This is a genomic window from Bacillus sp. HMA207 (assembly GCF_003402455.1).
Lineage (GTDB): Bacteria > Bacillota > Bacilli > Bacillales > Bacillaceae_G > Bacillus_A > Bacillus_A cereus.
In genome coordinates, this window is sequence record NZ_BEZT01000001.1 from 602,044 (window position 1) to 625,712 (window position 23,669).

A 23,669-nucleotide genomic window follows, 5' to 3' on the forward strand; every position below is an offset into this window, starting at 1 on the left:
AGGGAACGGAATAAAAAAGACGCTAACAATTGTATGTTAGCGTCTTTTTTTCATTATGAAGCAATTTCACCAGTTTTTGTATCATCTTGATTGTACGTATCTTGATCTAATTCACCAAGCCATTTACTTGAAATAAGACCTGCTGTCATAGAGCCACTTACGTTAAGAGCTGTACGCCCCATATCGATTAATGGCTCAACCGAGATAACTAGAGCAACAATACCGATTGGTAAGTTCATTGTAGATAGTACGATTAAAGCTGCGAATGTTGCGCCGCCACCAACTCCGGCAACACCGAATGAGCTAATAGCAACAACAGCGATTAAAGTTAAAATAAATTGTGGTTGTAATGGATCAATTCCTACAGTTGGAGCGACCATCATTGCAAGCATTGCTGGATAAATACCTGCGCAACCGTTTTGTCCGATAGATACCCCAAATGAAGCTGCGAAGTTTGCAATTCCTTCGGAAATACCAAGCTTTTCTTTTTGCGCTTCAATATTTAATGGCATCGCACCAGCACTAGAGCGAGATGTGAATGCAAAAGTTAGTACAGGGAACACTTTTTTCAAATATTGAATTGGATTTAAACCAGACAATGCAATTAATAATAAGTGAATGATAAACATTACGATAAGTGCTACGTAAGAGGCTAGCACGAAGTTACCAAGTTTTAAAATAGCATTTATATCGCTACCAGCAACTGTTTTTGCCATAAGAGCTAATACGCCGTATGGAGTAAGGCGTAAAATTAATGTTACCATACGCATTACGATTGCATATACAGCATCAAGCATCTTCTTAAATAGCTCTGCTTGTTCTGGATATTTTCGTTTTACACCTATAAAGGCAATGCCGATAAAGGCTGCAAATATTACGACAGAAATTGTTGATGTTGGACGAGCGCCTGTTAAATCAAGAAACGGATTTGTAGGTAATAGCTCTAATAATTTATCTGGAATTGTTGTCTTTTCAATAGAAGTAAATCTTTCTTCAACTAGTTTCAGACGAGCAGATTCTGCATCACCTTGTTGTAGGCCGGTTGCAGATACATCAAATCCTGCACTTGCAGCGATACCGACAGCTGCAGCAATTCCTGTAGTAAGAATTAAAATTCCGATAATAAGACCACTAATTTTACCAAGATTTTTCGTTAACTGTAATTTTGTAAATGCTGAAATAATAGATACTAAAATAAGTGGCATAACGATCATTTGAAGTAACTTCACATAACCGTTACCGATTAAGCCAAACCAAGTATTTGATTCAATAATTACTTTAGAAGTTGGCTCATAAATAAATTGTAATATAAGACCGAAGATAATCCCGACTCCTAAAGCGGTAAATACGCGTTTATTAAAAGATACATGCTTACGTTGCATATAATATAATACGCCAACTAAAATGAGCATGACTGCAACGTTAATTCCGACAAGCAGTGTATTCATGTTGATTCCCCCTAATTCCAATCTGTTATATAGAATATAAGGTAATAAAACCTATAAGTCAACTAGGGAATTCCGGAATTAAAAAAAAGATGGCAAAATGCCATCTTTTAATGTCCAGCCCCAGGCACAAGTAAGAATGTCGTGTAGTATGTAAATCCTATGAAGAAAACAGTTAAATATGCCCCAAATACGTATATATACATACGCTCTGTTAATTTTAAATAGCTTAAAAGTACGAAGAAACCTGTTTGTCCTAAAAATAGTAGTGCGGCCGGTTGCATATCCCCTACATAAAACATGACCGAGAAAATTCCAGTCCAAAAGCCGAGAACGCGAAACATGCGCTCCATGCCATCTCCCTCCTTTTCTAAAAAAAGTAAACCTCACCTCATTATAGTTTATTTTTCTTACTATTGTAAATATTCGTTCATATAAAAAGAAGCCAATTATTATTGGCTTCTTTTTATATGAAAAATTAAATTGTTAGTTTATAATTACAAGATTTACATCCATCTAATAGACTATCATTTCGAGTTAATTCCATGTTAGGGAATAGGATTTCAAAAATTCCTTTCATCATATCTCCGTGCATGTTACAAATTTCAGTTGGATGATGAACAGCAACTTCTTTAAATGGACAATTGTGTACATCATAGAAAATTTTTGTTCCATCTGCACTTAATTCAAATGCAGGTGATAAGCCAGCTGTTGAGAAAGCTTCTTTTGCAATTTGAACTTTTTGTTCCACTGTTAAAGCATCTTCACTCACATTTAAACGTTGCATATGTTGTTGCATTAATTCAGCTCCGAATTGTTTTCCTGTTTCGTATAGCGCTTTTTCACCAGCAGCGCCAAGGCTAAGTAAAGAATTAAATGCGATTCTTGCTAACAATTGATAATCACGGAATGGAAATTGTAATTGGATAACATCTTCAGATAAGACATACAATCTGCTCGGTCGTCCGCCTTTTCCAGTTTTCTTCGTTTCCGATTTTAGCATATGAACATCTTCTAATTTAGATAAATGTAAACGCGCTACGTTTGGATGAATGTCAAACTCATCTGCAATTTCTTGTACCGTTACGTAACTATGTTTTTGCGAAATATATTTATAAATGTAATAACGAGTTGGGTCAGATAATACACCTGTAATTTTTAAAGCTTGTTCCATGAGGATCTCCACCTTTATCACTTTATCCAAGATAATAACATTATAATACAGATAAACATGAGTATAGGTAATTTCAGACAATAATTCGGAAATTGTTCATAATTTCACAAACATATTTTTCCTTTTTCCTCTATTGAAAATACAAAAGTCCAAATTTTTATTGCGCATGTTTTCATGCTATATACATAGTGAGGAGGGAAAAGTGATGAATGGGATTGAAATTTTTGCGAATGCAATTTTAAAAGAAGCGTGTAGGGTACAAGCGTCAGATTTACATATTGTGCCCCGGCAGAAGGATGTAGCGGTGCAACTACGTATAGGAAAAGATTTAATGACGATACAGTGTATTGAAAAGGAGTTTGGAGAAAAACTTGTCTCACATTTCAAATTTTTAGCATCTATGGACATAGGCGAGAAACGGAAGCCACAGAATGGTTCGTTGTATTTGCAAATTGATGGACAAGAAGTGTATTTACGCCTTTCCACACTTCCAACAGTATATCAAGAAAGTCTTGTTATTCGTCTTCATTTACAAGCATCTGTTCAGCCCTTATCACATCTTTCGTTATTTCCAAGTACGGCAGCAAAACTACTCTCGTTTTTACGCTATTCACAGGGGCTACTTGTGTTTACTGGACCGACTGGATCTGGGAAGACGACGACAATGTATGCATTATTAGAGGTAATTAGAAAAAAGAAAACACGTCGCATCATTACACTTGAAGATCCGGTTGAAAAAAGAAGTGACGATGTATTACAAATTCAAATAAATGAAAAAGCGGGTCTCACATATGAAACAGGATTAAAGGCTATTTTACGTCATGATCCAGATATTATTTTAGTCGGTGAAATCCGTGATGAAGAAACAGCAAAAATAGCTATAAGAGCAAGTTTGACAGGACATTTAGTAATGACAACGCTGCATACGAATGATGCGAAAGGAGCAATCATTCGTTTCATAGATTATGGTATAACGAGGCAAGAGATTGAACAGTCTTTATTGGCTGTAGCTGCACAGCGACTTGTCGAATTGAAGTGTCCGTTTTGCAGAGGAAAGTGCTCAACTTTATGTAAATCAATGAGGCAAGTAAGGCAGGCTAGCATTTATGAGCTACTATATGGATATGAGTTAAAACAAGCGCTTAAAGAAGCTGATGGAGAATGTGTTACTTACAAACATGAGACTTTAGAATCATCAATACGAAAAGGATATGCTTTAGGTTTTTTAGAAGAAGATGTTTATGTTTAAGAAAACTTGGAGTTTAAGTGATCAAGTAGTATTGTTGAAACGTTTAGGAGAATTATTAGAAAAAGGCTACTCTCTTTTACAAGCATTAGAATTTTTACAGTTTCAATTACCTGTAGAAAAGAAAGTACAATTGCAGCGCATGATTGAGGAGTTAAAAGATGGGAAAAGTCTACACGATTCTTTTCATCAGTTAAAGTTTCATCAGGACATGTTAAGTTATTTATTTTATGCCGAGCAACATGGTGATATTTCTTTTGCTTTGCAACAAGGAAGTGCACTTCTTTATAAGAAAGATAAGTATAGGAGAGACATGATGAAAATAATGCAGTATCCTATGTTTTTGATGTTTTTTCTACTAATCATGCTCTTTATTTTTAAACTCATTTTATTACCTCAGGTTGAAATAGTTTATAGTTCGTTCGGTTCTAATACACCACTACTTACAGAAAAAATTTTAAGTGCAATAAAACTGCTACCTTACATTATTTTAGTCGCTATTTTAACTGTTATTATTGGAGGTATTTTATACATGTTGTATTTTAGGAAACTTCCACATATTAGACAGGTAAAAATTATGCTTCGTATTCCCCTCATCAAAACATTTCTTATTTTAAAGCATTCACATTATTTTGCTACTCAGTTGAGTGGTTTATTAAATGGTGGACTATCAGTATGTGAAGCTTTAACAATAATGATGGAGCAAAGATATCATCCGTTCTTTAAATATGAAGCGAGCCGGATTGAAAGACAATTAATTGGAGGAGAACAGTTACAATCTATCATTGCTAAAAGTGGGTATTACGAGAAAGAACTTTCTTATGTTATTACGCATGGACAAGCAAACGGCAATTTAGGGGTTGAATTAGGTGACTATAGCGATCTTATTATGGAAAAGATGGAACGGAAAATTAAACATATGTTAGTTATCATTCAGCCTATTTTATTTACATGTATTGGAGGAATCGTTGTCCTTATGTATTTAGCGATGATTATGCCGATGTTTCAAATGATGAATTCTATTTAGGGGGCATTTGTATGCAGAATGAGGAAGGATTTACTCTGTTAGAGATGCTATTAGTGATGGTTGTCATAACTATATTATTACTATTAATTATTCCGAATGTAGTTACACAGCGCTCATCGGTCCAAGGAAAAGGGTGTGCAGCTTACGTGAAAGCTATAGAAGCGCAAATACAAGTATATCAATTACAACATAATAAAATTCCATCGTTAAAAGAACTGACAGATGAAAAGTATATTACAACTGATAAGTGCCCGAATGGCGAATCTATTCATATTTCAGATGATGGCGCAGTATCAATTAGGGCATTGTGAAACAACAGGGGTTTACTTTTTTAGAAATGTTACTCGTTTTATTTGCTATTTCTGTATTAAGTATAGTTACGTATTTTAGCGTGCATTCCTTATACGAGCGACAAAAAGTTGAACAATTTTTGAGGCAGTTTTCAAATGATATTTTGTATATGCAGCAATTAGCGATAAACCGTCAAAAGCACTATACATTACGTTGGCATAAAGATAGAAATATGTATGCTATAAAAGAGTCAGGTACAAAGTATTATATCGTCAAGCGAGAGTATGAAGAAGATATACAAATTGATTTGCATACGTTTCCAAATCCGATGACATATAATCCAAGTGGAAATATTAATAGAGGTGGTACGATTATAATTTCGTATAGAAATTATAAATATGAAATTGTATTTCAGCTTGGAAGAGGGAGATTTACGTATCGTGAAATGTCAAAAAGGATCCATAATGGCTGAAATGATTGTATCGTTAAGTGTTTTAATGATGGCTGTATCTTTACTACTACCGCAAACAGTATTAGTTATGCAAGAAAGAAAAAATATACAAATTCGTTATAAGGCATCTGGATTATTAAAAAAAGAAGCAGCTATATATATGTATGGAAATGAAGAAAAGCGAATAATAGAAAAGAATATAAATGGAATTGTGTATTACACATATTGGGGAGGCAATGAAGTTTGTACCATGTGGAGAGATGTGAAAGACAGAATGATGGAACAATGCTTTTATGTAGGAGAAAAAATAAATTAGAATTTGGTTTTTCATTAATAGAAATGATTTTATGTCTGTTTCTATTATCAATATTTTTTTTGCTCCTTCCCCGCCTACATTTCATTGAAATGGGAAATAAACAGTCGAAAGGGTTAAATGATTGGGAGTGGGATGTGTATTTAGGGCAAATGCAGTTGGAGTTTCGTGAAGTATCATCTGGAGAACAGCTATCATTTGAAAATGGAGAAAGTATTTTACGATTCCGATCGCGTAATGGGAGTGAAGTATCGTATGAAAAAGAGAATAGTCGTCTTATAAGAAAGGTAAATAGGCGCGGGAGGGAAGTTGTTTTACAAAATATTGGAACAGTTTCTTACAAACTAACACCTCATGTACTCATTATAAATGTAAAAGATACTAGTGGGAAAATATATGAAGGTGTAGTTATGCGATATAGCGAAATAGGAATAAACGTATGAGAAAGCAAAATGGATTTACAATGCCTGGAACGATTATCTTTCTTATTTTATTAACTTCTTTTTTTATATACGAAACAAATATGTTGTTTACAGATAAAAATTTTTATATAGAAATAGAACAAAAGTTTTTATTGGATGAATTACTTAACCGATCTATTACAGATATAAAAAAAGATTTACAGCAAAAAGAAAAAGAAGGTACATTTTTCTTTCAGTATGAAAAGGGAGAAGCGAGTGGAAATTATGTCTTTGAAAATGATTTAATTCTCGTTACGTTGCAGTGCACACTCAAACAGGAAGCTTTCTATACGGTGAGTTTTCGGTATAGAAAAAAGGATGGAAAAATAGTGGATTGGATAGAAGGATAATATGTGAAATATATGGAGATAAACCAGGATTTTCTATTGTAAATTGAATTGATTTTTTAGAAGAAATGGATAAATATAATGATTAAAAGTTTAAATTTTCTCAAAAAAGAGAAAGGTAGAAAGAATATGATATATTCATGCTATCCAATCATTATTTTTAGGGAGAATAGGGAAATGACAAACAACAATCAAATAGGTGAAAATAAGGAACAAACTATTTTTGATCATAAAGGAAATACGATTATGACAGAAGATAGAGAAATACACATTATTTCAAAATTCGAAGAACCTCTTATTGTCGTATTAGCAAATGTACTAAGTGATGAAGAGTGTGGTGAATTGATTGAAATGTCTAAAAATAAAATGGAGCGTTCTAAAATTGGTTCATCACGTGATGTAAATGATATTCGAACAAGTAGCGGTGCATTTTTGGAAGACAATGAACTTACTTCAAAGATTGAAAAACGAATTTCATCTATCATGAATGTTCCTGCGTCGCATGGTGAAGGATTACACATTTTAAATTATGAAGTGGATCAACAATATAAAGCCCACTATGATTATTTTGCGGAACATAGTAGATCAGCTGCTAATAATCGTATTAGTACGCTTGTAATGTATTTAAATGATGTAGAAGAAGGCGGAGAAACGTACTTCCCGAAATTAAATCTTTCTGTACACCCTAGAAAGGGAATGGCAGTATACTTTGAGTATTTTTATCAAGATCAATCAATAAATGAGCTTACGTTACACGGAGGGGCACCTGTAACGAAAGGTGAGAAATGGATTGCAACGCAGTGGGTGAGAAGAGGTACTTATAAGTAAAAGCGAGTGTTACGTTTTGTTCTTCATAGTATAAGAACAAAACGTTTTTTTATTAAACAAAGTAGCATCTTTCGTTATAATAACAATTAATAAATGACGATTGAGAGGACAGAAAATGAAATCTATATACATAACCGGCTACATGGGAGCAGGGAAAACAACAATTGGAAAAGCGTTAAGTAAAGAACTTCATATGGATGTTATCGATACAGACCAAAAAATTGAAGAGAAGCAGGAGAAGGCAATTCGTGATATTTTTGCTGAAGAAGGCGAAATGGCTTTTCGGGAATATGAAAGTGAAATGTTACGTGCGCTACCAGTCCATAATGTCATTATTACAACTGGTGGGGGAATTATTGAACGAGCGGAAAATCGCAAGTGGATGAAAGAGAACGGAACTGTCGTGTATTTATATTGCGATCCGCATGTAATTGCAGAAAGGCTTCGTGAAGATACGACACGTCCACTATTTCAAAAGAAAGATATAGATGCATTTGTAAAGAAATTTGAATCACGCCGAGCTTATTATGAAGAGGCTCACATTCATATCGATACGACAAATAAGTCTGTAAAGCAAATTATGAATGAATTAAAGGAAAAGATTAATGTGTAAAAAAGTGGACATACTAATCAAGTAGAGGTGATGATAATATGTCTACTAATGATTATGTTCGCTTTGTGACGCAGCAGTTTGTGTCGTATATGGATGCTCCAAAAGAAGATCGAAAACAAAAGAAAGAACAACGCCGTGCTGAAAAAGAGCCATTTATGAATAAGTGGTTTGGTGTTATGCCGCTGAGTGCTGCTTTGTTTTACCGAAATGTAAAAAGTAAAAGAAAAAAATCAAGTTGAATTTTAGTCATATGTTTAGCAAACCAAAAATCCCCTAGTGTCGTATTACACTAGGGGATTTTTATTTACTGCACGGATTCTTGTTCTTCCGTAACGGCATGTATTTTATTGTTCACCCATACAAATCCTATTCCGATACAAATAGAAATGCCCCAGCCTACAGCGGTCATAATCGCTCTCATTTCACCATAGCCATCTACACCAAAAACAGAGATGAAATAAATTTTTAAGAAGCTTTTTAATATGAATTGTAGACCAAAAAAGAGCGTTAAATATTGCAATGCTGGATAGATACGACTATCACGATACAGTTCACGACTTTTATCACGGTCATGCCCTTGCAGCGCTGCAATATCCGCAGCGAAATATAACATGAGTGGTTTTTTTATGAAAATTGTACAGATGACGATAATACCGAGTACGATGTGATAATATGCATCATTCCACAACATTCGTTCAGCTGACCCAGATAATAAATCTACCGTTGTATTAGAAATGAGTGTAATTAAAATAAAGAACCCTGTCACGTTAAACTGTTTTTCTTTTTTAAAGGTATACAGTGTATAAATAATCCCCGGAACAGAGGAAAGTAACATCGCGTAATAAGGATCGATATAAGGTTTTGCAAATTTCCAAATGAGGAATGGGATTACGAGATAAAAGACAAGATCTAATATAGCTTTTTTATTTTGATTCATACAAAGCCTCCTTAAGTCATACATATATTTTATAATATAATTTCTGAAAATTGTATAAGGGTTTAATGGGAAAAGAAAAAATATATCAATTTTCGAGGGGTTAGTAGATTGAAAAAAATTGCCCCTAGCGTAGTAAGTTTTTTTAGTATATAATAAAGGAAACGCTTTCATTTTTAATTTGTTCACAAAATGGACGGAAAATCACATATTTACTATCGATATGTTGCTTTATAATGAAACTAATTAAATATACATGCATACAATATTGTGAAATAAATAACATAAATAATCTATATAAATGTAAACGTTATCAAAAGAGAGAGGTGGAGACAATGAGTAAATTTTTCTTCAATCATAATCCAGCAACAGTAGAGGATGGAAGGCTTGTTAAATATGCTGAAATTATTTATGGAGAAGGTGGCCGTTCTGTATTAGAAAATTTAATGGTGAAGGCATCTATCAGATTGCGTGATCGTTATCCGAATAAATCTGACGAGCAGATCTCGAACCTAGTAAATAAAGGCATCCATGATATGTTTCAAAAATATGTGAGCGAGTAAGAGTGGCCAATGGCTGCTCTTATTTTTTTGTATAAGGATTGTCACTCTAGCTGAAAATAAACATGTATTCTGAAAAACGTAAAAAGGAGTGGGAAAGATGAGCAATGGAATTGGACGTTCGAAAGAAAATCTTCCAACTGATGCAAATCATGTGAGCGCGAAGGATCGTGCGTATCAAAAACGCATGGCAAAGCAAAAACAACAAGAGCGTAATGAGGATAGAGAGTAACTCGAAATAAAGCTCCTTCTAAAGCAGAAGGAGCTTTATTTTGATAGAAAATGATTCGCGGTAACATAAAAGAGTCCACCGTTAATAATTTGCACTGTAATACGTGGTTCATACTGTTCTTGCAGAGCTTGTTTTTCAATTTCATAGCTCTCAGGAAGTTCGTCACTTTCTTCATAAAAACGGTTTAAAAGGTCTAAATCATGATTCCAACGCACTCTTGCTTCTTTTGCCCACGTATGGTCATCTTCTGCAATTATATTTTTTAAAGCGTCTTCTATGCGTTGTAAACCACTTTGAGGTTTAATGATGGGCGAGAGCGTAAAACAAAAATCAGGTATTTTTGGTGTAAGTTTAATGTTTGTTAATGTTTCATGAAAGTTTGCCATCATTGTTCCAGAAATGAGATGAATACCAATCGAGTGAAGGATGTCTTTTTTTCGATCACATTGATAGGAAACTTTTATATTAATACCGAGCCAAGGGTGGAGCGGTGTATGTGTTGCTCCATTATGTCTTACATCCTCATATAAACGTATGTATGAGCCTAATTCTTTTGTCGTTTGGAAAATTTGATGTAGACGTGGTGAACCGTAGTGAATAAGCTCACCATCATTTTCTTCATTTTCTAGATTTGTAATAAGAGTAAGGCGCATCGGATTCGGTACGCCTCCTGTTTTCTCAAGATAGTGCCAATAAAAAGGGCGATTCATTAATAATTTATCCATCTCAATTGTTAACTGTACATCTAATAAATGAGGAGAACGTTCTAAAATTTCACAGTTATTCGCCTCAAAGAAATTGTATAAGTAATTATGAATTTCATGTTGCTGCATAGCCTTGCACCTCAGCTTCATTTCGTTTCGCAAAGTCGATAATAGATGTTAAGTTTTCCATCTTAATTCTAATTTCACCTTCGCTTTTTGATTGCGCGAAAATTTCTTGAATGTGCGCGTCGATGTTTTTCATATTAATTCTCGTTAAAATTTCATCGAGTTCACCGATAACACGCTCGAATAAGTTGATTTTTTCATATAACAGTTTCAGAATATGTTCTTCAACAGTATGCTTTGTAGCTAAGTTATAAATATGAACATCATTCTTTTGACCGAGACGGTGAATACGTCCGATTCTTTGCTCAAGACGCATTGGATTCCATGGCAAATCATAATTGATCATATGGCTACAAAACTGTAAGTTAATGCCTTCTCCGCCAGCTTCCGTTGCAATTAACACTTGGGCACGATTTTGGAAAAGCTCCTTCATCCAATCTTTCTTCCCGCGTTTAAACCCGCCGCGGAATGGAACGGAAGAAATACCGTGTTGTTGTAAAAACCATTGTAAGTACATTTGTGACGCTCGATATTCTGTGAAGATAACGACTTTATCGTCAATTTCTTTTATAAGCTCAAGAGCTTTATTTGCTTTTGAGTTGAAAGGAATATGATTAATTTTGTCCATTAGCACATCGATATGTGGATCTTTTATATAATGTTCGTTTTCTTTCTGTCTTTTTTCTACATGCTTTTTCAATGAATAGTAAACAGCCTCACGACTACTACATGCTTCCCGTTTTAAAGTTAACGATGAGAAAGCAGATGTGAAGGCGTCTTGTCCTCGCCAATTTTCGATATCATTATATAGAGCTTGTTCTTGTTCATTAAACTCAACAAAAATTGTACGTACATGTCTCTTCGGCCAATCGATACCGGTATTATGTCGTCTATTTCGCACCATTACTTTATTAATGAGAGCTTTTAAGTCTTCATCTGATTCGGCTGAGCGATTTTTGGAAGCGTAATATTCTTCAAAGTTGGATTGATTGCCTAAATGTCCTGGCTTTAATAAAGAAACAAGGTTAAAAATTTCATCAATCTTATTTTGAACAGGAGTAGCAGTTAATAATAAACAAAATTTCTTTTTTAATCGCTGTGCAAATTCATAGTTTTTTGTTTTATTATTTTTAAGTTTATGTGCTTCATCGATAATAATAAGGTCATATTCTAAGTTCAAAACGATATCACGATGCGGTGAACGTTTTGCAGTATCAATTGAGGAGACAATCACATCGGCTTGTTCCCATGAATAGCTTTTCTTTTGGGCTACAGCTGGAATGAAAAACTTTGTATTCAGTTCGTATGCCCATTGTGATACGAGAGAAGCTGGGACAAGTATAAGTACCTTTTTCACGAGCCCGCGGACCATGTATTCTTTCAAAATAAGTCCAGCTTCGATTGTTTTTCCAAGGCCTACTTCATCTGCTAGAATCGCTTTACCATTCATTTGTTCAATCACATTTTGAGCGACTTCTAATTGATGCGGAAGCGGTGTGAAATGGGATAAATGTTTCGGTGCTTGTAGTCCATCAAAAGTAGGAACAAGTAACGATTTTTCTGTTTCATAAGCTAAGTGATATAAATCCCAGTTTGTCCAAGGACCATCTTCGTCAATTCTATTTAAAAAATTGTTTTGCCATGTCCGATCTACGGAAATATCGACATTCATTACAACTCTCCCACCTTTTATAAACTAAAGTAATTATTTTTTAATGTATGATGATTTGCCTTAAAAGAAGGCATAATTATCGTTATTAAAGGCTATATGATAGACAATAATAAAGTATTAAATCTCAAAAGCTGTATTTATTGTGTTTTAACATAAAAAATTCTAAATTATTTTTTATGCTAGAATATTGATGAAATATAGCGAATGATGTTAGGATAATGGTGTGAAATGTGTGGAATCTTTCGTATTTTATCCAAGAAAGTGATTTTTTATTTACGCTTTCATAAAAAAATATAATGAGATTCCGTATATCCTATCTTTTCAGAATGAAAATGTTTAGAAAAGGGAAGCAACTTTTATTGATTTGTCAAAGCATAAGGGGGAGAGAGCATGATTACATTACAACGTACACCGTTATTTGATGTATACGCGAAGTATGGTGGGAAAACAATCGACTTCGGTGGTTGGGAATTACCAGTTCAATTTTCAAGCATTAAAGAAGAACACGAAGCTGTACGTACAGCTGCAGGTTTGTTCGATGTGTCTCATATGGGAGAAGTTGAAGTAAAAGGTGTAGATAGTTTAGCATTTTTACAACGTGTTGTTACAAATGACGTATCTACCTTAAAGGTAGGGGGCGCACAATATACAGCTATGTGCTACGAAAATGGTGGTACAGTAGATGATTTATTAATCTACAAACGTGGTGAAGAAGACTATTTATTAGTAATCAATGCATCAAATATCGAGAAAGATTACGAATGGTTAGCAAGTCATGTAATTGGCGATGCGACAGTAGTCAATGTTTCTAGTGAAGTTGCACAGCTTGCAATTCAAGGACCAAAAGCAGAAGGCATTTTACAAAAAGTTGTGTCAGAAGATTTGAAAGAAATTAAGTTCTTTAAATTTAAAAACGATATTCTTGTAGATGGAATTCCAGCACTTGTATCTCGTACAGGTTACACAGGTGAAGATGGATTCGAAATTTACTGTAAGAGTGAAGATGCTGCAAAACTTTGGGAGAAACTTCTTGAAGTTGGAGCAGAAGAGGGCTTAAAAGCATGTGGTTTAGGTGCTCGTGATACACTTCGATTCGAAGCAACATTACCACTTTATGGACAAGAATTATCAAAAGATATTACACCGATTGAGGCTGGAATTGGCTTTGCGGTAAAAACAAATAAAGAAGCAGACTTCTTTGGAAAAGCAACGTTAAAAGAGCAAAAAGAAAACGGTGCGCCTCGTAAATTAGTCGGCATCGAAGTAATCGAACGTGGAATTCCTCGTACGCATTACCCTGTATTTATTGGTGAAGAAAAAATTGGGGAAGTAACAAGTGGTACACAATCTCCAACGTTAAAGAAAAGTATTGGTTTAGCACTAATTGATGTAAAATACGCAGCAGTTGATACAGAAGTAGAAATTGAAATTCGTAATAAACGCGTCAAAGCAGTAGTTGTTCCAACACCATTTTACAAACGTTCAAAGTAACGGGGAGAGGGGTAGATTTCATGTTGCATCGTTATCTTCCAATGACAGAAGAAGACAAAAAAGAAATGTTACAAACGATCGGCGTTCAAACGATCGATGAATTATTCTCTGATATTCCAGAGAGTGTTCGTTTTAAAGGGGATTTAAAAATTAAAGAAGCAAAATCAGAGCCAGAGCTTTTAAAAGAGCTATCTCAAATGGCTAGTAAAAATGCTAACTTAAAAGAATACGCTTCTTTCTTAGGAGCAGGCGTATACGATCATTATGCTCCAGTAATTGTAGATCATGTTATTTCTCGCTCAGAATTTTATACAGCTTATACACCATACCAACCGGAAATTTCACAAGGGGAATTACAAGCAATCTTTGAATTCCAAACAATGATTTGTGAATTAACAGGAATGGATGTAGCAAACTCTTCTATGTATGACGGGGGTACAGCTTTAGCTGAAGCGGCAATGTTAGCAGCTGGCCATACTCGCAAAAAGAAAATTCTTGTATCTAGCGCGGTTCATCCAGAATCAAGAGCAGTACTTGAAACGTATGCAAAAGGTCAAAATCTTGAAGTTGTTGAAATTAATCATAAAGATGGTGTAACAGATTTAGACGTATTACAAAGTGAAGTAGATGATACAGTTGCTTGTGTAATCGTTCAATATCCAAACTTCTTCGGACAAGTTGAAAAATTAGCTGATATTGAAAAAATCGTTCATCAACAAAAATCATTATTTATCGTTTCTTCAAATCCATTATCATTAGGCGCATTAACACCACCAGGGAAATTTGGTGCTGATATTGTAATCGGTGATGCACAACCATTCGGTATTCCAACGCAGTTTGGTGGACCGCACTGTGGTTACTTTGCAACAACGAAAGCATTTATGCGTAAAATTCCAGGACGTCTTGTTGGACAAACTGTAGATTCAGATGGTAAACGTGGATTTGTATTAACGTTACAAGCACGTGAACAGCATATTCGCCGTGATAAAGCGACGTCTAATATTTGTTCAAACCAAGCGTTAAATGCATTAGCAGCTTCTGTTGCAATGACGGCACTTGGTAAACAAGGTGTGAAAGAAATGGCACGTCAAAATATTTCTAAAGCACAATATGCAAAACGTCAATTTGAAGCGAAAGGCTTCACAGTAACATTTGCTGGACCATTCTTCAATGAGTTTGTTGTAGATTGCAAACGTCCAGTGAAAGAAGTAAACGATGCATTATTACAAAAGAATATTATCGGTGGTTATGATCTAGGCCGTGATTATAAAGAGCATGAAAACCATATGCTTGTAGCAGTAACTGAGCTTCGTACAAAAGAGGAAATTGACACACTTGTAAACGAAATGGGGGCTATCCAATGAAGAACCAAGATCAAGCACTTATCTTTGAAGTGAGTAAAGAAGGACGCATAGGATATAGCTTACCCAAATTAGATGTAGAAGAAGTGAAACTAGAAGATGTGTTTGAGAGCGATTATATTCGAGTAGAAGATGCAGAGCTACCAGAAGTATCTGAACTTGATATTATGCGCCACTATACAGCACTTTCAAACCGTAACCACGGTGTTGATTCTGGATTCTATCCACTTGGATCTTGTACGATGAAATATAATCCGAAAATTAATGAGAGTGTAGCTCGTTTCGCAGGATTTGCAAATATTCATCCGTTGCAAGATGAAAAGACAGTACAAGGTGCAATGGAATTAATGTACGACTTACAAGAGCATTTAATTGAAATTACAGGTATGGATACTGTTACTTTACAACCAGCAGCTGGTGCACATGGAGAATGGACAGGTTTAATGTTAATTCGTGCATACCATGAAGCGAATGGTGACTTTAACCGTACGAAAGTAATTGTGCCTGACTCTGCTCACGGAACGAACCCAGCATCTGCAACTGTAGCTGGTTTTGAAACAATTACAGTAAAATCAAATGAAAATGGCCTTGTTGACTTAGAAGACTTAAAACGTGTTGTAAACGGAGAAACAGCAGCACTTATGTTAACAAATCCTAATACATTAGGGCTATTCGAAGAAAATATTTTAGAAATGGCAGAAATCGTCCATAATGCAGGCGGTAAATTATACTATGATGGTGCAAACTTAAATGCGGTATTAAGCCAAGCACGCCCAGGAGATATGGGATTTGACGTTGTGCATTTAAACCTTCATAAAACATTTACAGGTCCTCACGGCGGTGGTGGCCCAGGTTCTGGTCCAGTAGGTGTGAAAGCTGATTTAATTCCGTACTTACCAAAACCGATTTTAGAGAAAACGGAAAATGGTTATCACTTCAACTACGACCGTCCAGAAGCAATTGGTCGTGTGAAACCATTCTATGGTAACTTCGGAATTAACGTTCGTGCATACACGTATATTCGCTCTATGGGTCCAGATGGCTTGCGTGCAGTAACGGAGTATGCTGTATTAAATGCGAACTATATGATGAGAAGATTAGCGCCATTCTACGATCTTCCATTCGATAGACATTGTAAGCATGAATTTGTATTATCAGGTCGTCGTCAAAAGAAACTTGGTGTACGTACATTAGATATTGCAAAACGTCTGCTTGATTTCGGTTACCATCCACCAACAATTTACTTCCCATTAAATGTGGAAGAATGTATTATGATTGAGCCGACAGAAACAGAATCAAAAGAAACATTAGATGGTTTCATTGATAAGATGATTCAAATCGCTAAAGAAGTAGAAGAAAATCCAGAAGTTGTACAAGAAGCACCGCATACGACAGTTATTAAACGTTTAGACGAAACGATGGCTGCACGTAAACCAGTTTTACGTTATGCGAAGCTAGCTCCTGTACAAGTTTGATTAAAATAACAAAGGAAGAACTCGCTGAGGCGGGTTCTTTTTTTGTATGGAGAATTTGTCCCGCATTAACGGACAGTAAACTCCCAACTCAAAACTTAGCTGGTGCAAAGAAGCCAGGTGGGAGATAAACTGTCCGTTAATGCCCGATTGGTTCAACTAATAATCAGTGGGGATGAACAAAAATCCCCACTGATTAAAGTTTCACTTTATGCAGAAATAGTGAAGAAAATGTTAAAAAAATATGTTTTTTGTTTCCTAATGGTGTAAAGTTGTAGTTTTATAGGTAGTTTTGTTGAAAAAGTCGGTTTGATAAAAGTATTTATTTTTGTTAGAATTTTATTGAAATTAAGAAGATGTGATGAGGCAAAGATTACTCATTTTTATGTATATGTGAAAAAACGAACAAGACGGGGGTGAAAGTGTGGGATATCGATGTTATAGAATGGTATACCATTTAGAAAATGGAGAAACAATTAAAGATGTAAAAGAATTTTGCTATCGGGACCAAGGAAAAGTGTTAGAAAGAGTAGCAAATCGTGTAATGGATAATAGAGAAGTGACGGCGATTGATAAACAAGGAACAATCATTTCAATAGCATGTGAGGATATTGTAAAGGTGGAACTTGATTACATAACAGAAAGTTAACCTTGAGTCATATCGAATTATTCGATAAAATAAACTGTTGAATGGTGAAGTGAGAAGAGAGGAGTTTATCATGGGTAGTACAAGACACTTTTATATGTTTATCTTAGCGTTTGTTCTTGTTGTGGCATTAACGATTTATTTAATTGTTGACAGCAGCTGGTACAACACAGTTCATCCGGCATTCCTTCTGTTTATGTATATAGGAATTGCAGTAGTAAGTTTCGGAATGAGAGACGAGATGTTAGATCGCTTTGAAAAGTGATACATATACGAAAGACCAACAGGAAAATGTTGGTCTTTTTTTCTTGCCAAAAATAGGATGATGTGTATATACTGTATATATAAGGTATATACAGTATATACACACACTGGAGGAAAACATGAATATTATTATTTCGAATTCTTCCCAAGACCCTATTTATGTGCAAATAAGAAAACAATTAAGCCAGCTTATTTTAAATGGCGGTTTAAAGGGTGGAGATCAATTACCGTCTATTCGTAGCTTAGCGAAGGAATTACAAATTAGTGTCATTACAACGAAGCGTGCATACGAGGAGCTTGAAAAAGAAGGATATATAGAAACTGTTGCTGGGAAGGGGACTTATGTTTCACGTAAAAATAATGAACTATTAAAAGAACAGCGGCTTCGCCTATTGGAAAGTAAAGCGGAAGAGATTGTGAATGAAAGTAAAGCGTTGCAGCTTTCACTTGAAGATTTACAGCAGATGATAGCGTGTTTATATGAGGGGGAATAAAGGGTGTTAGAGCTAAAAAATGTTTGTAAAAGTTATGAAGATTTTGCAGTGAAAAATATAAGTTTTACATTACCACGCGGATATATTATGGGATTTGTCGGACCGAATGGGGCCGGGAAAAGTACGACGATCAAAATGATTATGAATTTAATTAAAAAAGATAGCGGCGAAATAAAAATTTTTGGCAAGGACAATAAGAAAGCCGAAAAGGAAATAAAACAAAATATCGGCTTTGTATATGATGAAAATCATTATTACGAAGATTTAACGTGTGAACAAATGAAGCGTATTATTGCACCGTTATATAAAAAGTGGGATGAAGAGCAGTATCAATCGTATATGCATAGATTGCAAGTTCCAAAGTATAAAAAAATTAAAGAACTATCAAAAGGGATGAAAATGAAATTTGCGATTGCCATCGCACTTTCGCACCACGCAGAGTTTATTATTATGGATGAACCGACAGCAGGATTAGATCCAGTTGTTCGAAGTGAATTGCTTGATATGCTGCAAGAAATTGTAATGGAAGATGAAGTATCCGTATTATTCTCAACGCACATTACAACAGATTTAGAGCGCATTGCAGATTATGTTACGTTCATCAATGATGGAGAAATTATATTTACTGGTGAAAAAGAAGACTTAATGGAGAACTACGTAATCGTAAAAGGAAGTAATGATTTATTAGACCGAGAAGGAAAAGAACTATTTGTTGGATTACGAAAAAATAAGTTTGGTTTTGAAGGTTTAGCGAATGATAAACAAGCAATCATAGATTGGTTTGGAAATGAGGTTGTACTAGAAAAGCCTACATTAGATGATATTATCGTTTACACCGCGAAAGGAAGAGGTGCTTATGCGTCAGCTTGTATATAAAGATTTGTTCTTTTTTCGGGTAATGTGGTTAGTGAATTTTGTTATGCCTCTTTTGTTTTTTATGTTAGAGCCAAGTGGTGAATTTTTATTTCCGATGAGTTGTCTATTTATAACCCTCTCCTCCGTTATGACGTTAACCTTTATGGATGAAAGAAATAAAAGTGACATTATTATAAATAGTTTACCAGTAAGTCGGAAGGATATCATTATTGCTAGATATATTTCCTGTGCAATATTTATTGTCGGTGCCATGGTTTCAACTATGATAATTGTATTCCTTTTAAGAGGTATTGCTGTTATTGATGATATTGGTGTATACCATCCTAATTTTTATATTGAAATTCCATGGTATGTAGTGGTAAGTGGAGTGATTTATTCTGTAGTATTTGTGGCGACATTTTTTCCTAGTTATTATGGTACAAAATCAAAGGGCATGAGAAGTATAGTATCAGCGGCAGCAATGGGGATTGGTGTACTTCTTTGGATATTTATTAGTGATGGGCTGAATGAAACAACATCTTCATTCAGTGAGTGGATTATGAATCCAGTACATATTGGTGTATTTACGGTTGGAGGAATGATATTAGCTAGTGCCTATATCGCTTCTATGTTTCTTACAATTAAAATTTATGAAACGCGTGATTTATAGAGAGGAGAATTCATATGCAACAGTTGATTTTGAAGGAGTTTTTTTTACAGAAGAAGATGTTTCCTTTCTATTTTTTAATCCCTATTTTATCTATTTTTAAGAATTCCGTCGAACCAATGGGGATTGCAATAGGAATATTTATAACATGTAGTACGATTATATATATTTCTTTTTATTATGACGAGAAAAGTAAAGCGGAAAAAGTATTAGTGAGTTTACCTATAACGAGAAAAGAGATAATTATAGCTAAATATATTTCAAGCACATTATTTATTATGGCTGGTTTAAGTGTAACTTTTATAGTCGTAATATTAGGAAATATTTTATTGGACAGGGATATAGTCATGCCTGGATATGCAGTGTTTTCAGCGATAGTAGCAACTTTGATTTATTGTGCAGTAACGATACCGACTAATTACATTGGGGGATATAAAGTTATTACTGTCTTGAATTTGATTATGCTTTTTCCTTTAATGGGTATGATTGGTCTTATGTGCAATATTTTTGGTGATAAAACAATTATGTTAAAAGTACTTCACTCTCAAGAGGCTACACCAGCAATGGGTGTTCTTAGTATTGGAGTATTAGTGAGTATATTCATATCAATGTTCCTCTCAATGAAAATGTTTCAGCAGGCAGAGTTATAGAAGGGACATTTTCATATTAGGAGGTGCAATACATGATTAAGCAATTAGTTTTAAAAGATATGATGATGCAAAGAAAGTTAGGGTTTGTTTATCTTATATGTTTTTTGTTCCTGCTCATTGTTGATTTTAGTAGTGATAGTTTTTTGATGACATTTAGTATGTTTGTACCTGCTCTTGGCATGATACTGTCAATGAGTTATGAGGGGAAAAATAAAAGTGAACTGATAGTAAATAGTTTACCGTTTGACCGTAAAGATCTTGTCATAGGGAAATACATATTTGTAAGTATTTTAGTTGCTCTAGGTGGATGTTTCTCACTAGTGGTTGGTTTAATAGAGTTGCAAAATGAGCATATGACTGGATTTATGCTGTGGGGAGAAATTCTCGGAGGTATAACAGGTGGGTTTGTTTGTAGCATAATTGTACTTCCGATTGAATTCTCAGTAGGATATAGCAGTGCCAAACAAATTGCTCCGTTCGCCGGACTTGCATTGGGATATTTGAGTGGATTGATTGTAAGTAACGTTTGGTTAGATGTAGAAAATGCTTGGAACACGAGTCTAGTCGTAAATATTTGTTTTATAGCAGGACTCATTCTTTTGTATATTATGTCCATGTTTTTCTCAATTCATTTGTACAATGAACGTGATCTGTGAGAGGAGGAAAATAGCGTTGAAACAACTAATTTTAAAAGATTTCATCATTCAATGGAAATTTTTAATTTGGTACATACTGTATCCTGTTTTCTTTTATATGGCCTTAACAGATACGGAAAATCTGTTCATAATTATGTCAGTAATTATTACAGTTGGGGCAACAGTAAAAACATTTGAAGCAGATAGTAAAAATGAGAGTGAAGTTATAGTAAATAGTTTACCAATATTGAAAAAACATATTGTATTTGCAAAATATATAGTAGCAATTATTATTCTTTTTATAAGTGTAATGGTCGGTTGTTTTACGATGGGAATGAAGAATGGGGTTAACCTATTTGAATTTATTGAAACGACAATGGTTGCTAGTATTAGCTTTATTTTAGTGTATTTAAGCTTTGTTTTACCGATATCGTTTTGGTTGGCCTATAAAAAAACTATTTTTATTGCGATTTTTATACTAATAGCACCTATGGCCGTTTCTTCTATTTTCTTTGGAATCAACCTAGAACAAATTCAACTATATAACAGCGTGTTATTCATTAGTTCAATATGCATGTTTATAATATCTATCTTCGTTTCAGTGAAATTGTATGAGAAGAGAGAATTTTAAAAGGTGCCCTATAAAAGGCACCTTCTTCAATAACGACAATAGGAAAGTAAAAGTTTATAAACAGAGAGGTTACTCGGTACAACATCTTTTGGAGTATGTAATATAAAGCTGAAAACGATAACGAGAATAAGAAATAGGAAAAATAAAAATAGAATTTGCTTATGTATAGAATTTTGCATATTATCCACTCCTTTTTTAGGTAGTATGTCCAAAAGAAAGGAGTATATGAAAAATGTTAGGAGGGGAGAATGATGAACAAAAGAAAATGGTTATATAGAATAGGAATATTTTTATTTTCAATCGGCCTCATATTAGCAAATGTTTACTCGGATATACCACTGTTATTTCCAAGTTTACATAAAGGGGTTGGTATAAGTATTGCCATAATTGGTCTGTTTTGTCTTATCACATGTAACTTCTACAGAAAGTCTGAATGAATATAAAAAAGGACAGTTATTCTTTTTCAGAAATACTGTCCTTTTTAAATAACTTATTCCATAGTTTGGCGATACTCCATATAATGACGATTGCAATGGAGGCGATAATGGACCAAACAATCGATATAATTTCAAGTGTCATGTTAGGAAGGAATGTGAGAATGGATAATACTTTATGAAACAATGATTCTATTATATGAAAACTTATTTGTAATAGAATGAGGATACCAAGTGTGATCCATGCTAATATTTTCTTTCCTTTTTCTTTCCACATGACATTCACCTCACGTTAGCTTAATAGTTTTAAGCCAACAGCGCCGCATAGAATACAGCTTAAGAAAGCAAGACGACGCCAATCCGCTGATTCTCGGAAAATGAGAATGCCTAGAAGTGCACTTCCAGCAGTTCCGATTCCAGTCCAAATTGCGTAAGCAGTTCCCATCGGTAATGTGTTCATCGCAAGAGATAAGAAGAAGAAGCTTACGCCGAAGTTAGCGATTAAAATAACTTTTGGTGCCCAGCCTTTCTTTTCAGTGGCTACTTTCATAAAGAGTACACCAATAATTTCACAAATACCAGCTAGAATTAAAAATACCCAAGCCATTTTATGCGGCCTCCTTCGCTTCTTTTTCTTCTGTTACTCGTTTTAAACCAATTACTCCGAAGAAGATTAAACCGATTAATAAAACTTTTACGATAGAGAAAGGTTCTCCGAAGATGAAAATCTCTGTAAGAACAATTCCACCAGCTCCAATTCCTGTAAAGACTGCGTATACAGTGCCGACAGGTAAATCTTTATAAGCTCTAAATAATAAGACGAAACTAATTGTAATTAATAGAGCAACACCAGCCCATTCAAGTGGTGCCTCTGCTTTTTTTAGTCCAATCACCCAAAAGATTTCAATAATACCAGCGATGATTACATAAATCCATGCCATATGTCATTTCTCCTTCCTACCAGTCGTTAGGTAAAGGGCTTAAAAACGACGCATTGCAAAGGAGCAATCCGTCAGTTTGAAAGTCCGCGCCAAAATACTTTCCAAGAAGCGTCTAAACGTGTCTCAAAACGATTTAAACCTGCGTATAGTAGTTCAACCATAAGACCGTCGAGTAAGCATAGAAAAGCCTCTAAGGCGTCTTTTACTTCAATGTTATGCAGCTCATCTTGTTCGCTTGCTCTTTTAAATACAGGGAATAAAAGTTTTCCGACGTTTTCAATGTGTACATTTGCTTTATTAATAATTTGTTCGCGAAATGCATCAGGCGGAAAATAAGAAGTTCGTAACCAAAACATTGATTCTTCACTTTCACCAAATCGTTTTGCATACCCTTTTAATAATTTTAAAAGCAATTCTTCAGTGGACGAATTGGAAAAGCTTTCGATATCGCCTGTGAAGCTCTGCAAATCTTTTTGAAGAGCAGATTCTAAGCATATGAAATATAGCTCTTCTTTTCCTTTAAAGTGTGCGTAAATCGATGGTTTTTTAATCCCAACTTCTTGAGCAATATTTGCCAATGAAGTTCCTTCATAGCCGTAGCGTGCGAAATGAGAAAGTGCTACAGCTTTAATGCGGTTTGCTGTCATTTTCATCCCCTACCTACCGTTCGTTAGGTTCATTATATGAGATGGGAAATATAAAGT

35 protein-coding genes are annotated in these 23,669 nt (G+C 34.7%); 24 read left to right on the top strand and 11 right to left on the bottom strand.

The window, feature by feature from the left end; genetic code table 11:
* Window positions 1-53 precede the first annotated feature (53 nt).
* The 3 genes from HMAS_RS03255 to HMAS_RS03265 all read right to left on the bottom strand — a co-directional run bounded on the left by HMAS_RS03255 (window position 54) and on the right by HMAS_RS03265 (window position 2,619).
* The gene (locus HMAS_RS03255) at window positions 54-1,448 is read right to left on the bottom strand and encodes an L-cystine transporter (protein WP_025709781.1); all 1,395 of its coding nucleotides are present in this window, start codon (window positions 1,446-1,448) and stop codon (window positions 54-56) included.
* Between the two features lie 107 nt (window positions 1,449-1,555).
* A complete protein-coding gene (locus tag HMAS_RS03260) occupies window positions 1,556-1,798 on the bottom strand; it encodes a DUF2626 domain-containing protein (protein ID WP_000440716.1) in 243 nt (80 codons plus the stop codon).
* A 125-nt stretch (window positions 1,799-1,923) separates the two neighbouring features.
* Window positions 1,924-2,619 carry a helix-turn-helix transcriptional regulator gene (locus HMAS_RS03265; RefSeq protein ID WP_000434125.1) on the bottom strand — a complete coding sequence of 232 codons (696 nt, stop codon included), beginning with the start codon at window positions 2,617-2,619 and terminating at the stop codon, window positions 1,924-1,926.
* A 205-nt stretch (window positions 2,620-2,824) separates the two neighbouring features.
* On the opposite strand from HMAS_RS03265, the gene comGA reads away from it, so the two are divergent.
* The 10 genes from comGA to HMAS_RS03315 all read left to right on the top strand — a co-directional run bounded on the left by comGA (window position 2,825) and on the right by HMAS_RS03315 (window position 8,435).
* A complete protein-coding gene (gene comGA / locus HMAS_RS03270; RefSeq protein ID WP_001013167.1) occupies window positions 2,825-3,868 on the top strand; it encodes a competence type IV pilus ATPase ComGA in 1,044 nt (347 codons plus the stop codon).
* Window positions 3,855-4,892 carry a competence type IV pilus assembly protein ComGB gene (gene comGB, locus HMAS_RS03275; RefSeq protein WP_044306401.1) on the top strand — a complete coding sequence of 346 codons (1,038 nt, stop codon included), beginning with the start codon at window positions 3,855-3,857 and terminating at the stop codon, window positions 4,890-4,892. The genes comGA and comGB overlap by 14 nt, the downstream gene beginning before the upstream one ends.
* Window positions 4,893-4,903: 11 nt before the next feature.
* Complete coding sequence (comGC, locus tag HMAS_RS03280) at window positions 4,904-5,203, top strand: competence type IV pilus major pilin ComGC (RefSeq protein WP_001178684.1); 300 nt, start codon at window positions 4,904-4,906, stop codon at window positions 5,201-5,203.
* A complete protein-coding gene (gene comGD / locus HMAS_RS03285; protein WP_000813141.1) occupies window positions 5,200-5,655 on the top strand; it encodes a competence type IV pilus minor pilin ComGD in 456 nt (151 codons plus the stop codon). Before comGC ends, comGD begins: the two co-directional genes overlap by 4 nt.
* Complete coding sequence (locus tag HMAS_RS03290) at window positions 5,648-5,950, top strand: hypothetical protein (protein ID WP_000829464.1); 303 nt, start codon at window positions 5,648-5,650, stop codon at window positions 5,948-5,950. Before comGD ends, HMAS_RS03290 begins: the two co-directional genes overlap by 8 nt.
* Window positions 5,920-6,390, top strand: coding sequence for a competence type IV pilus minor pilin ComGF (gene comGF, locus HMAS_RS03295; protein WP_025709783.1), 471 nt, complete (start codon window positions 5,920-5,922; stop codon window positions 6,388-6,390). Before HMAS_RS03290 ends, comGF begins: the two co-directional genes overlap by 31 nt.
* Window positions 6,387-6,758 (top strand): competence type IV pilus minor pilin ComGG, encoded by a 372-nt coding sequence (gene comGG, locus HMAS_RS03300; protein WP_001231318.1) that lies wholly within the window; start codon window positions 6,387-6,389, stop codon window positions 6,756-6,758. The genes comGF and comGG overlap by 4 nt, the downstream gene beginning before the upstream one ends.
* Window positions 6,759-6,932: 174 nt before the next feature.
* Window positions 6,933-7,583, top strand: coding sequence for a 2OG-Fe(II) oxygenase (locus HMAS_RS03305; RefSeq protein ID WP_000183867.1), 651 nt, complete (start codon window positions 6,933-6,935; stop codon window positions 7,581-7,583).
* A gap of 115 nt (window positions 7,584-7,698) precedes the next feature.
* Window positions 7,699-8,196: a shikimate kinase AroK gene (gene aroK / locus HMAS_RS03310; RefSeq protein ID WP_000836624.1), complete on the top strand. Its 498-nt coding sequence runs from the start codon at window positions 7,699-7,701 to the stop codon at window positions 8,194-8,196.
* Between the two features lie 38 nt (window positions 8,197-8,234).
* Window positions 8,235-8,435, top strand: coding sequence for a YqzE family protein (locus HMAS_RS03315; RefSeq protein WP_000106083.1), 201 nt, complete (start codon window positions 8,235-8,237; stop codon window positions 8,433-8,435).
* A 65-nt stretch (window positions 8,436-8,500) separates the two neighbouring features.
* Here HMAS_RS03315 and HMAS_RS03320 read toward each other — a convergent pair whose 3' ends face one another.
* Both HMAS_RS03320 and HMAS_RS03325 read right to left on the bottom strand, forming a co-directional pair.
* A complete protein-coding gene (locus HMAS_RS03320) occupies window positions 8,501-9,133 on the bottom strand; it encodes a VC0807 family protein (RefSeq protein WP_001073111.1) in 633 nt (210 codons plus the stop codon).
* Window positions 9,134-9,275: 142 nt separating this feature from the next.
* Window positions 9,276-9,392, bottom strand: coding sequence for a hypothetical protein (locus HMAS_RS03325; RefSeq protein ID WP_001987222.1), 117 nt, complete (start codon window positions 9,390-9,392; stop codon window positions 9,276-9,278).
* A 73-nt stretch (window positions 9,393-9,465) separates the two neighbouring features.
* On the opposite strand from HMAS_RS03325, the gene HMAS_RS03330 reads away from it, so the two are divergent.
* Both HMAS_RS03330 and HMAS_RS28215 read left to right on the top strand, forming a co-directional pair.
* Window positions 9,466-9,693 (top strand): hypothetical protein, encoded by a 228-nt coding sequence (locus HMAS_RS03330; protein WP_000032702.1) that lies wholly within the window; start codon window positions 9,466-9,468, stop codon window positions 9,691-9,693.
* Between the two features lie 97 nt (window positions 9,694-9,790).
* A complete protein-coding gene (locus HMAS_RS28215; protein WP_000064668.1) occupies window positions 9,791-9,922 on the top strand; it encodes a hypothetical protein in 132 nt (43 codons plus the stop codon).
* 35 nt (window positions 9,923-9,957) lie between these two features.
* Here HMAS_RS28215 and HMAS_RS03335 read toward each other — a convergent pair whose 3' ends face one another.
* Complete coding sequence (locus tag HMAS_RS03335; RefSeq protein ID WP_025709784.1) at window positions 9,958-10,755, bottom strand: YqhG family protein; 798 nt, start codon at window positions 10,753-10,755, stop codon at window positions 9,958-9,960.
* Window positions 10,742-12,424, bottom strand: a complete 1,683-nt coding sequence (locus tag HMAS_RS03340; protein WP_025709785.1) for a DEAD/DEAH box helicase — start codon at window positions 12,422-12,424, stop codon at window positions 10,742-10,744. The genes HMAS_RS03335 and HMAS_RS03340 overlap by 14 nt, the downstream gene beginning before the upstream one ends.
* 390 nt (window positions 12,425-12,814) lie before the next feature.
* On the opposite strand from HMAS_RS03340, the gene gcvT reads away from it, so the two are divergent.
* The 12 genes from gcvT (at window position 12,815) to HMAS_RS03405 (ending at window position 22,027) form a co-directional block, all read left to right on the top strand.
* Window positions 12,815-13,915, top strand: a complete 1,101-nt coding sequence (gene gcvT, locus HMAS_RS03345) for a glycine cleavage system aminomethyltransferase GcvT (RefSeq protein WP_000631769.1) — start codon at window positions 12,815-12,817, stop codon at window positions 13,913-13,915.
* Between the two features lie 20 nt (window positions 13,916-13,935).
* Entirely contained in the window at window positions 13,936-15,279 is a 1,344-nt protein-coding gene (gene gcvPA, locus HMAS_RS03350; RefSeq protein ID WP_000903240.1) for an aminomethyl-transferring glycine dehydrogenase subunit 1, read from the top strand.
* Entirely contained in the window at window positions 15,276-16,751 is a 1,476-nt protein-coding gene (gcvPB, locus tag HMAS_RS03355; protein ID WP_025709786.1) for an aminomethyl-transferring glycine dehydrogenase subunit 2, read from the top strand. The genes gcvPA and gcvPB overlap by 4 nt, the downstream gene beginning before the upstream one ends.
* Window positions 16,752-17,193: 442 nt before the next feature.
* Entirely contained in the window at window positions 17,194-17,397 is a 204-nt protein-coding gene (locus HMAS_RS03365; RefSeq protein ID WP_000262496.1) for a DUF3929 family protein, read from the top strand.
* Window positions 17,398-17,467: 70 nt separating this feature from the next.
* Window positions 17,468-17,659 (top strand): hypothetical protein, encoded by a 192-nt coding sequence (locus HMAS_RS03370; RefSeq protein ID WP_000535933.1) that lies wholly within the window; start codon window positions 17,468-17,470, stop codon window positions 17,657-17,659.
* A gap of 118 nt (window positions 17,660-17,777) precedes the next feature.
* Window positions 17,778-18,152 carry a GntR family transcriptional regulator gene (locus HMAS_RS03375; RefSeq protein ID WP_001021351.1) on the top strand — a complete coding sequence of 125 codons (375 nt, stop codon included), beginning with the start codon at window positions 17,778-17,780 and terminating at the stop codon, window positions 18,150-18,152.
* A 3-nt stretch (window positions 18,153-18,155) separates the two neighbouring features.
* Complete coding sequence (locus HMAS_RS03380; protein ID WP_025709787.1) at window positions 18,156-19,028, top strand: ABC transporter ATP-binding protein; 873 nt, start codon at window positions 18,156-18,158, stop codon at window positions 19,026-19,028.
* Window positions 19,009-19,677: an ABC-2 transporter permease gene (locus HMAS_RS03385; RefSeq protein WP_001249566.1), complete on the top strand. Its 669-nt coding sequence runs from the start codon at window positions 19,009-19,011 to the stop codon at window positions 19,675-19,677. The genes HMAS_RS03380 and HMAS_RS03385 overlap by 20 nt, the downstream gene beginning before the upstream one ends.
* A gap of 14 nt (window positions 19,678-19,691) precedes the next feature.
* Window positions 19,692-20,324, top strand: a complete 633-nt coding sequence (locus HMAS_RS03390; protein WP_001186554.1) for an ABC-2 transporter permease — start codon at window positions 19,692-19,694, stop codon at window positions 20,322-20,324.
* A 32-nt stretch (window positions 20,325-20,356) separates the two neighbouring features.
* Complete coding sequence (locus HMAS_RS03395) at window positions 20,357-20,980, top strand: ABC-2 transporter permease (RefSeq protein WP_000595384.1); 624 nt, start codon at window positions 20,357-20,359, stop codon at window positions 20,978-20,980.
* A complete protein-coding gene (locus tag HMAS_RS03400; protein WP_033695177.1) occupies window positions 20,964-21,590 on the top strand; it encodes an ABC-2 transporter permease in 627 nt (208 codons plus the stop codon). Before HMAS_RS03395 ends, HMAS_RS03400 begins: the two co-directional genes overlap by 17 nt.
* 248 nt (window positions 21,591-21,838) lie before the next feature.
* Complete coding sequence (locus HMAS_RS03405; RefSeq protein ID WP_016123326.1) at window positions 21,839-22,027, top strand: hypothetical protein; 189 nt, start codon at window positions 21,839-21,841, stop codon at window positions 22,025-22,027.
* Window positions 22,028-22,043: 16 nt separating this feature from the next.
* Here the strand turns inward: HMAS_RS03405 and HMAS_RS03410 are convergent, their stop codons facing one another.
* From HMAS_RS03410 to HMAS_RS03425, 4 genes are all read right to left on the bottom strand, one after another.
* On the bottom strand, window positions 22,044-22,301 hold the full coding sequence (locus tag HMAS_RS03410; RefSeq protein WP_000265368.1) for a DUF3975 family protein: 258 nt from the start codon (window positions 22,299-22,301) through the stop codon (window positions 22,044-22,046).
* 15 nt (window positions 22,302-22,316) lie between these two features.
* Window positions 22,317-22,631: a DMT family transporter gene (locus HMAS_RS03415; protein WP_000312623.1), complete on the bottom strand. Its 315-nt coding sequence runs from the start codon at window positions 22,629-22,631 to the stop codon at window positions 22,317-22,319.
* 1 nt (window position 22,632) lies between these two features.
* On the bottom strand, window positions 22,633-22,965 hold the full coding sequence (locus HMAS_RS03420; protein ID WP_000312339.1) for a DMT family transporter: 333 nt from the start codon (window positions 22,963-22,965) through the stop codon (window positions 22,633-22,635).
* A 71-nt stretch (window positions 22,966-23,036) separates the two neighbouring features.
* Window positions 23,037-23,618 (bottom strand): TetR/AcrR family transcriptional regulator, encoded by a 582-nt coding sequence (locus tag HMAS_RS03425; RefSeq protein WP_002005730.1) that lies wholly within the window; start codon window positions 23,616-23,618, stop codon window positions 23,037-23,039.
* Window positions 23,619-23,669: the final 51 nt, after the last annotated feature.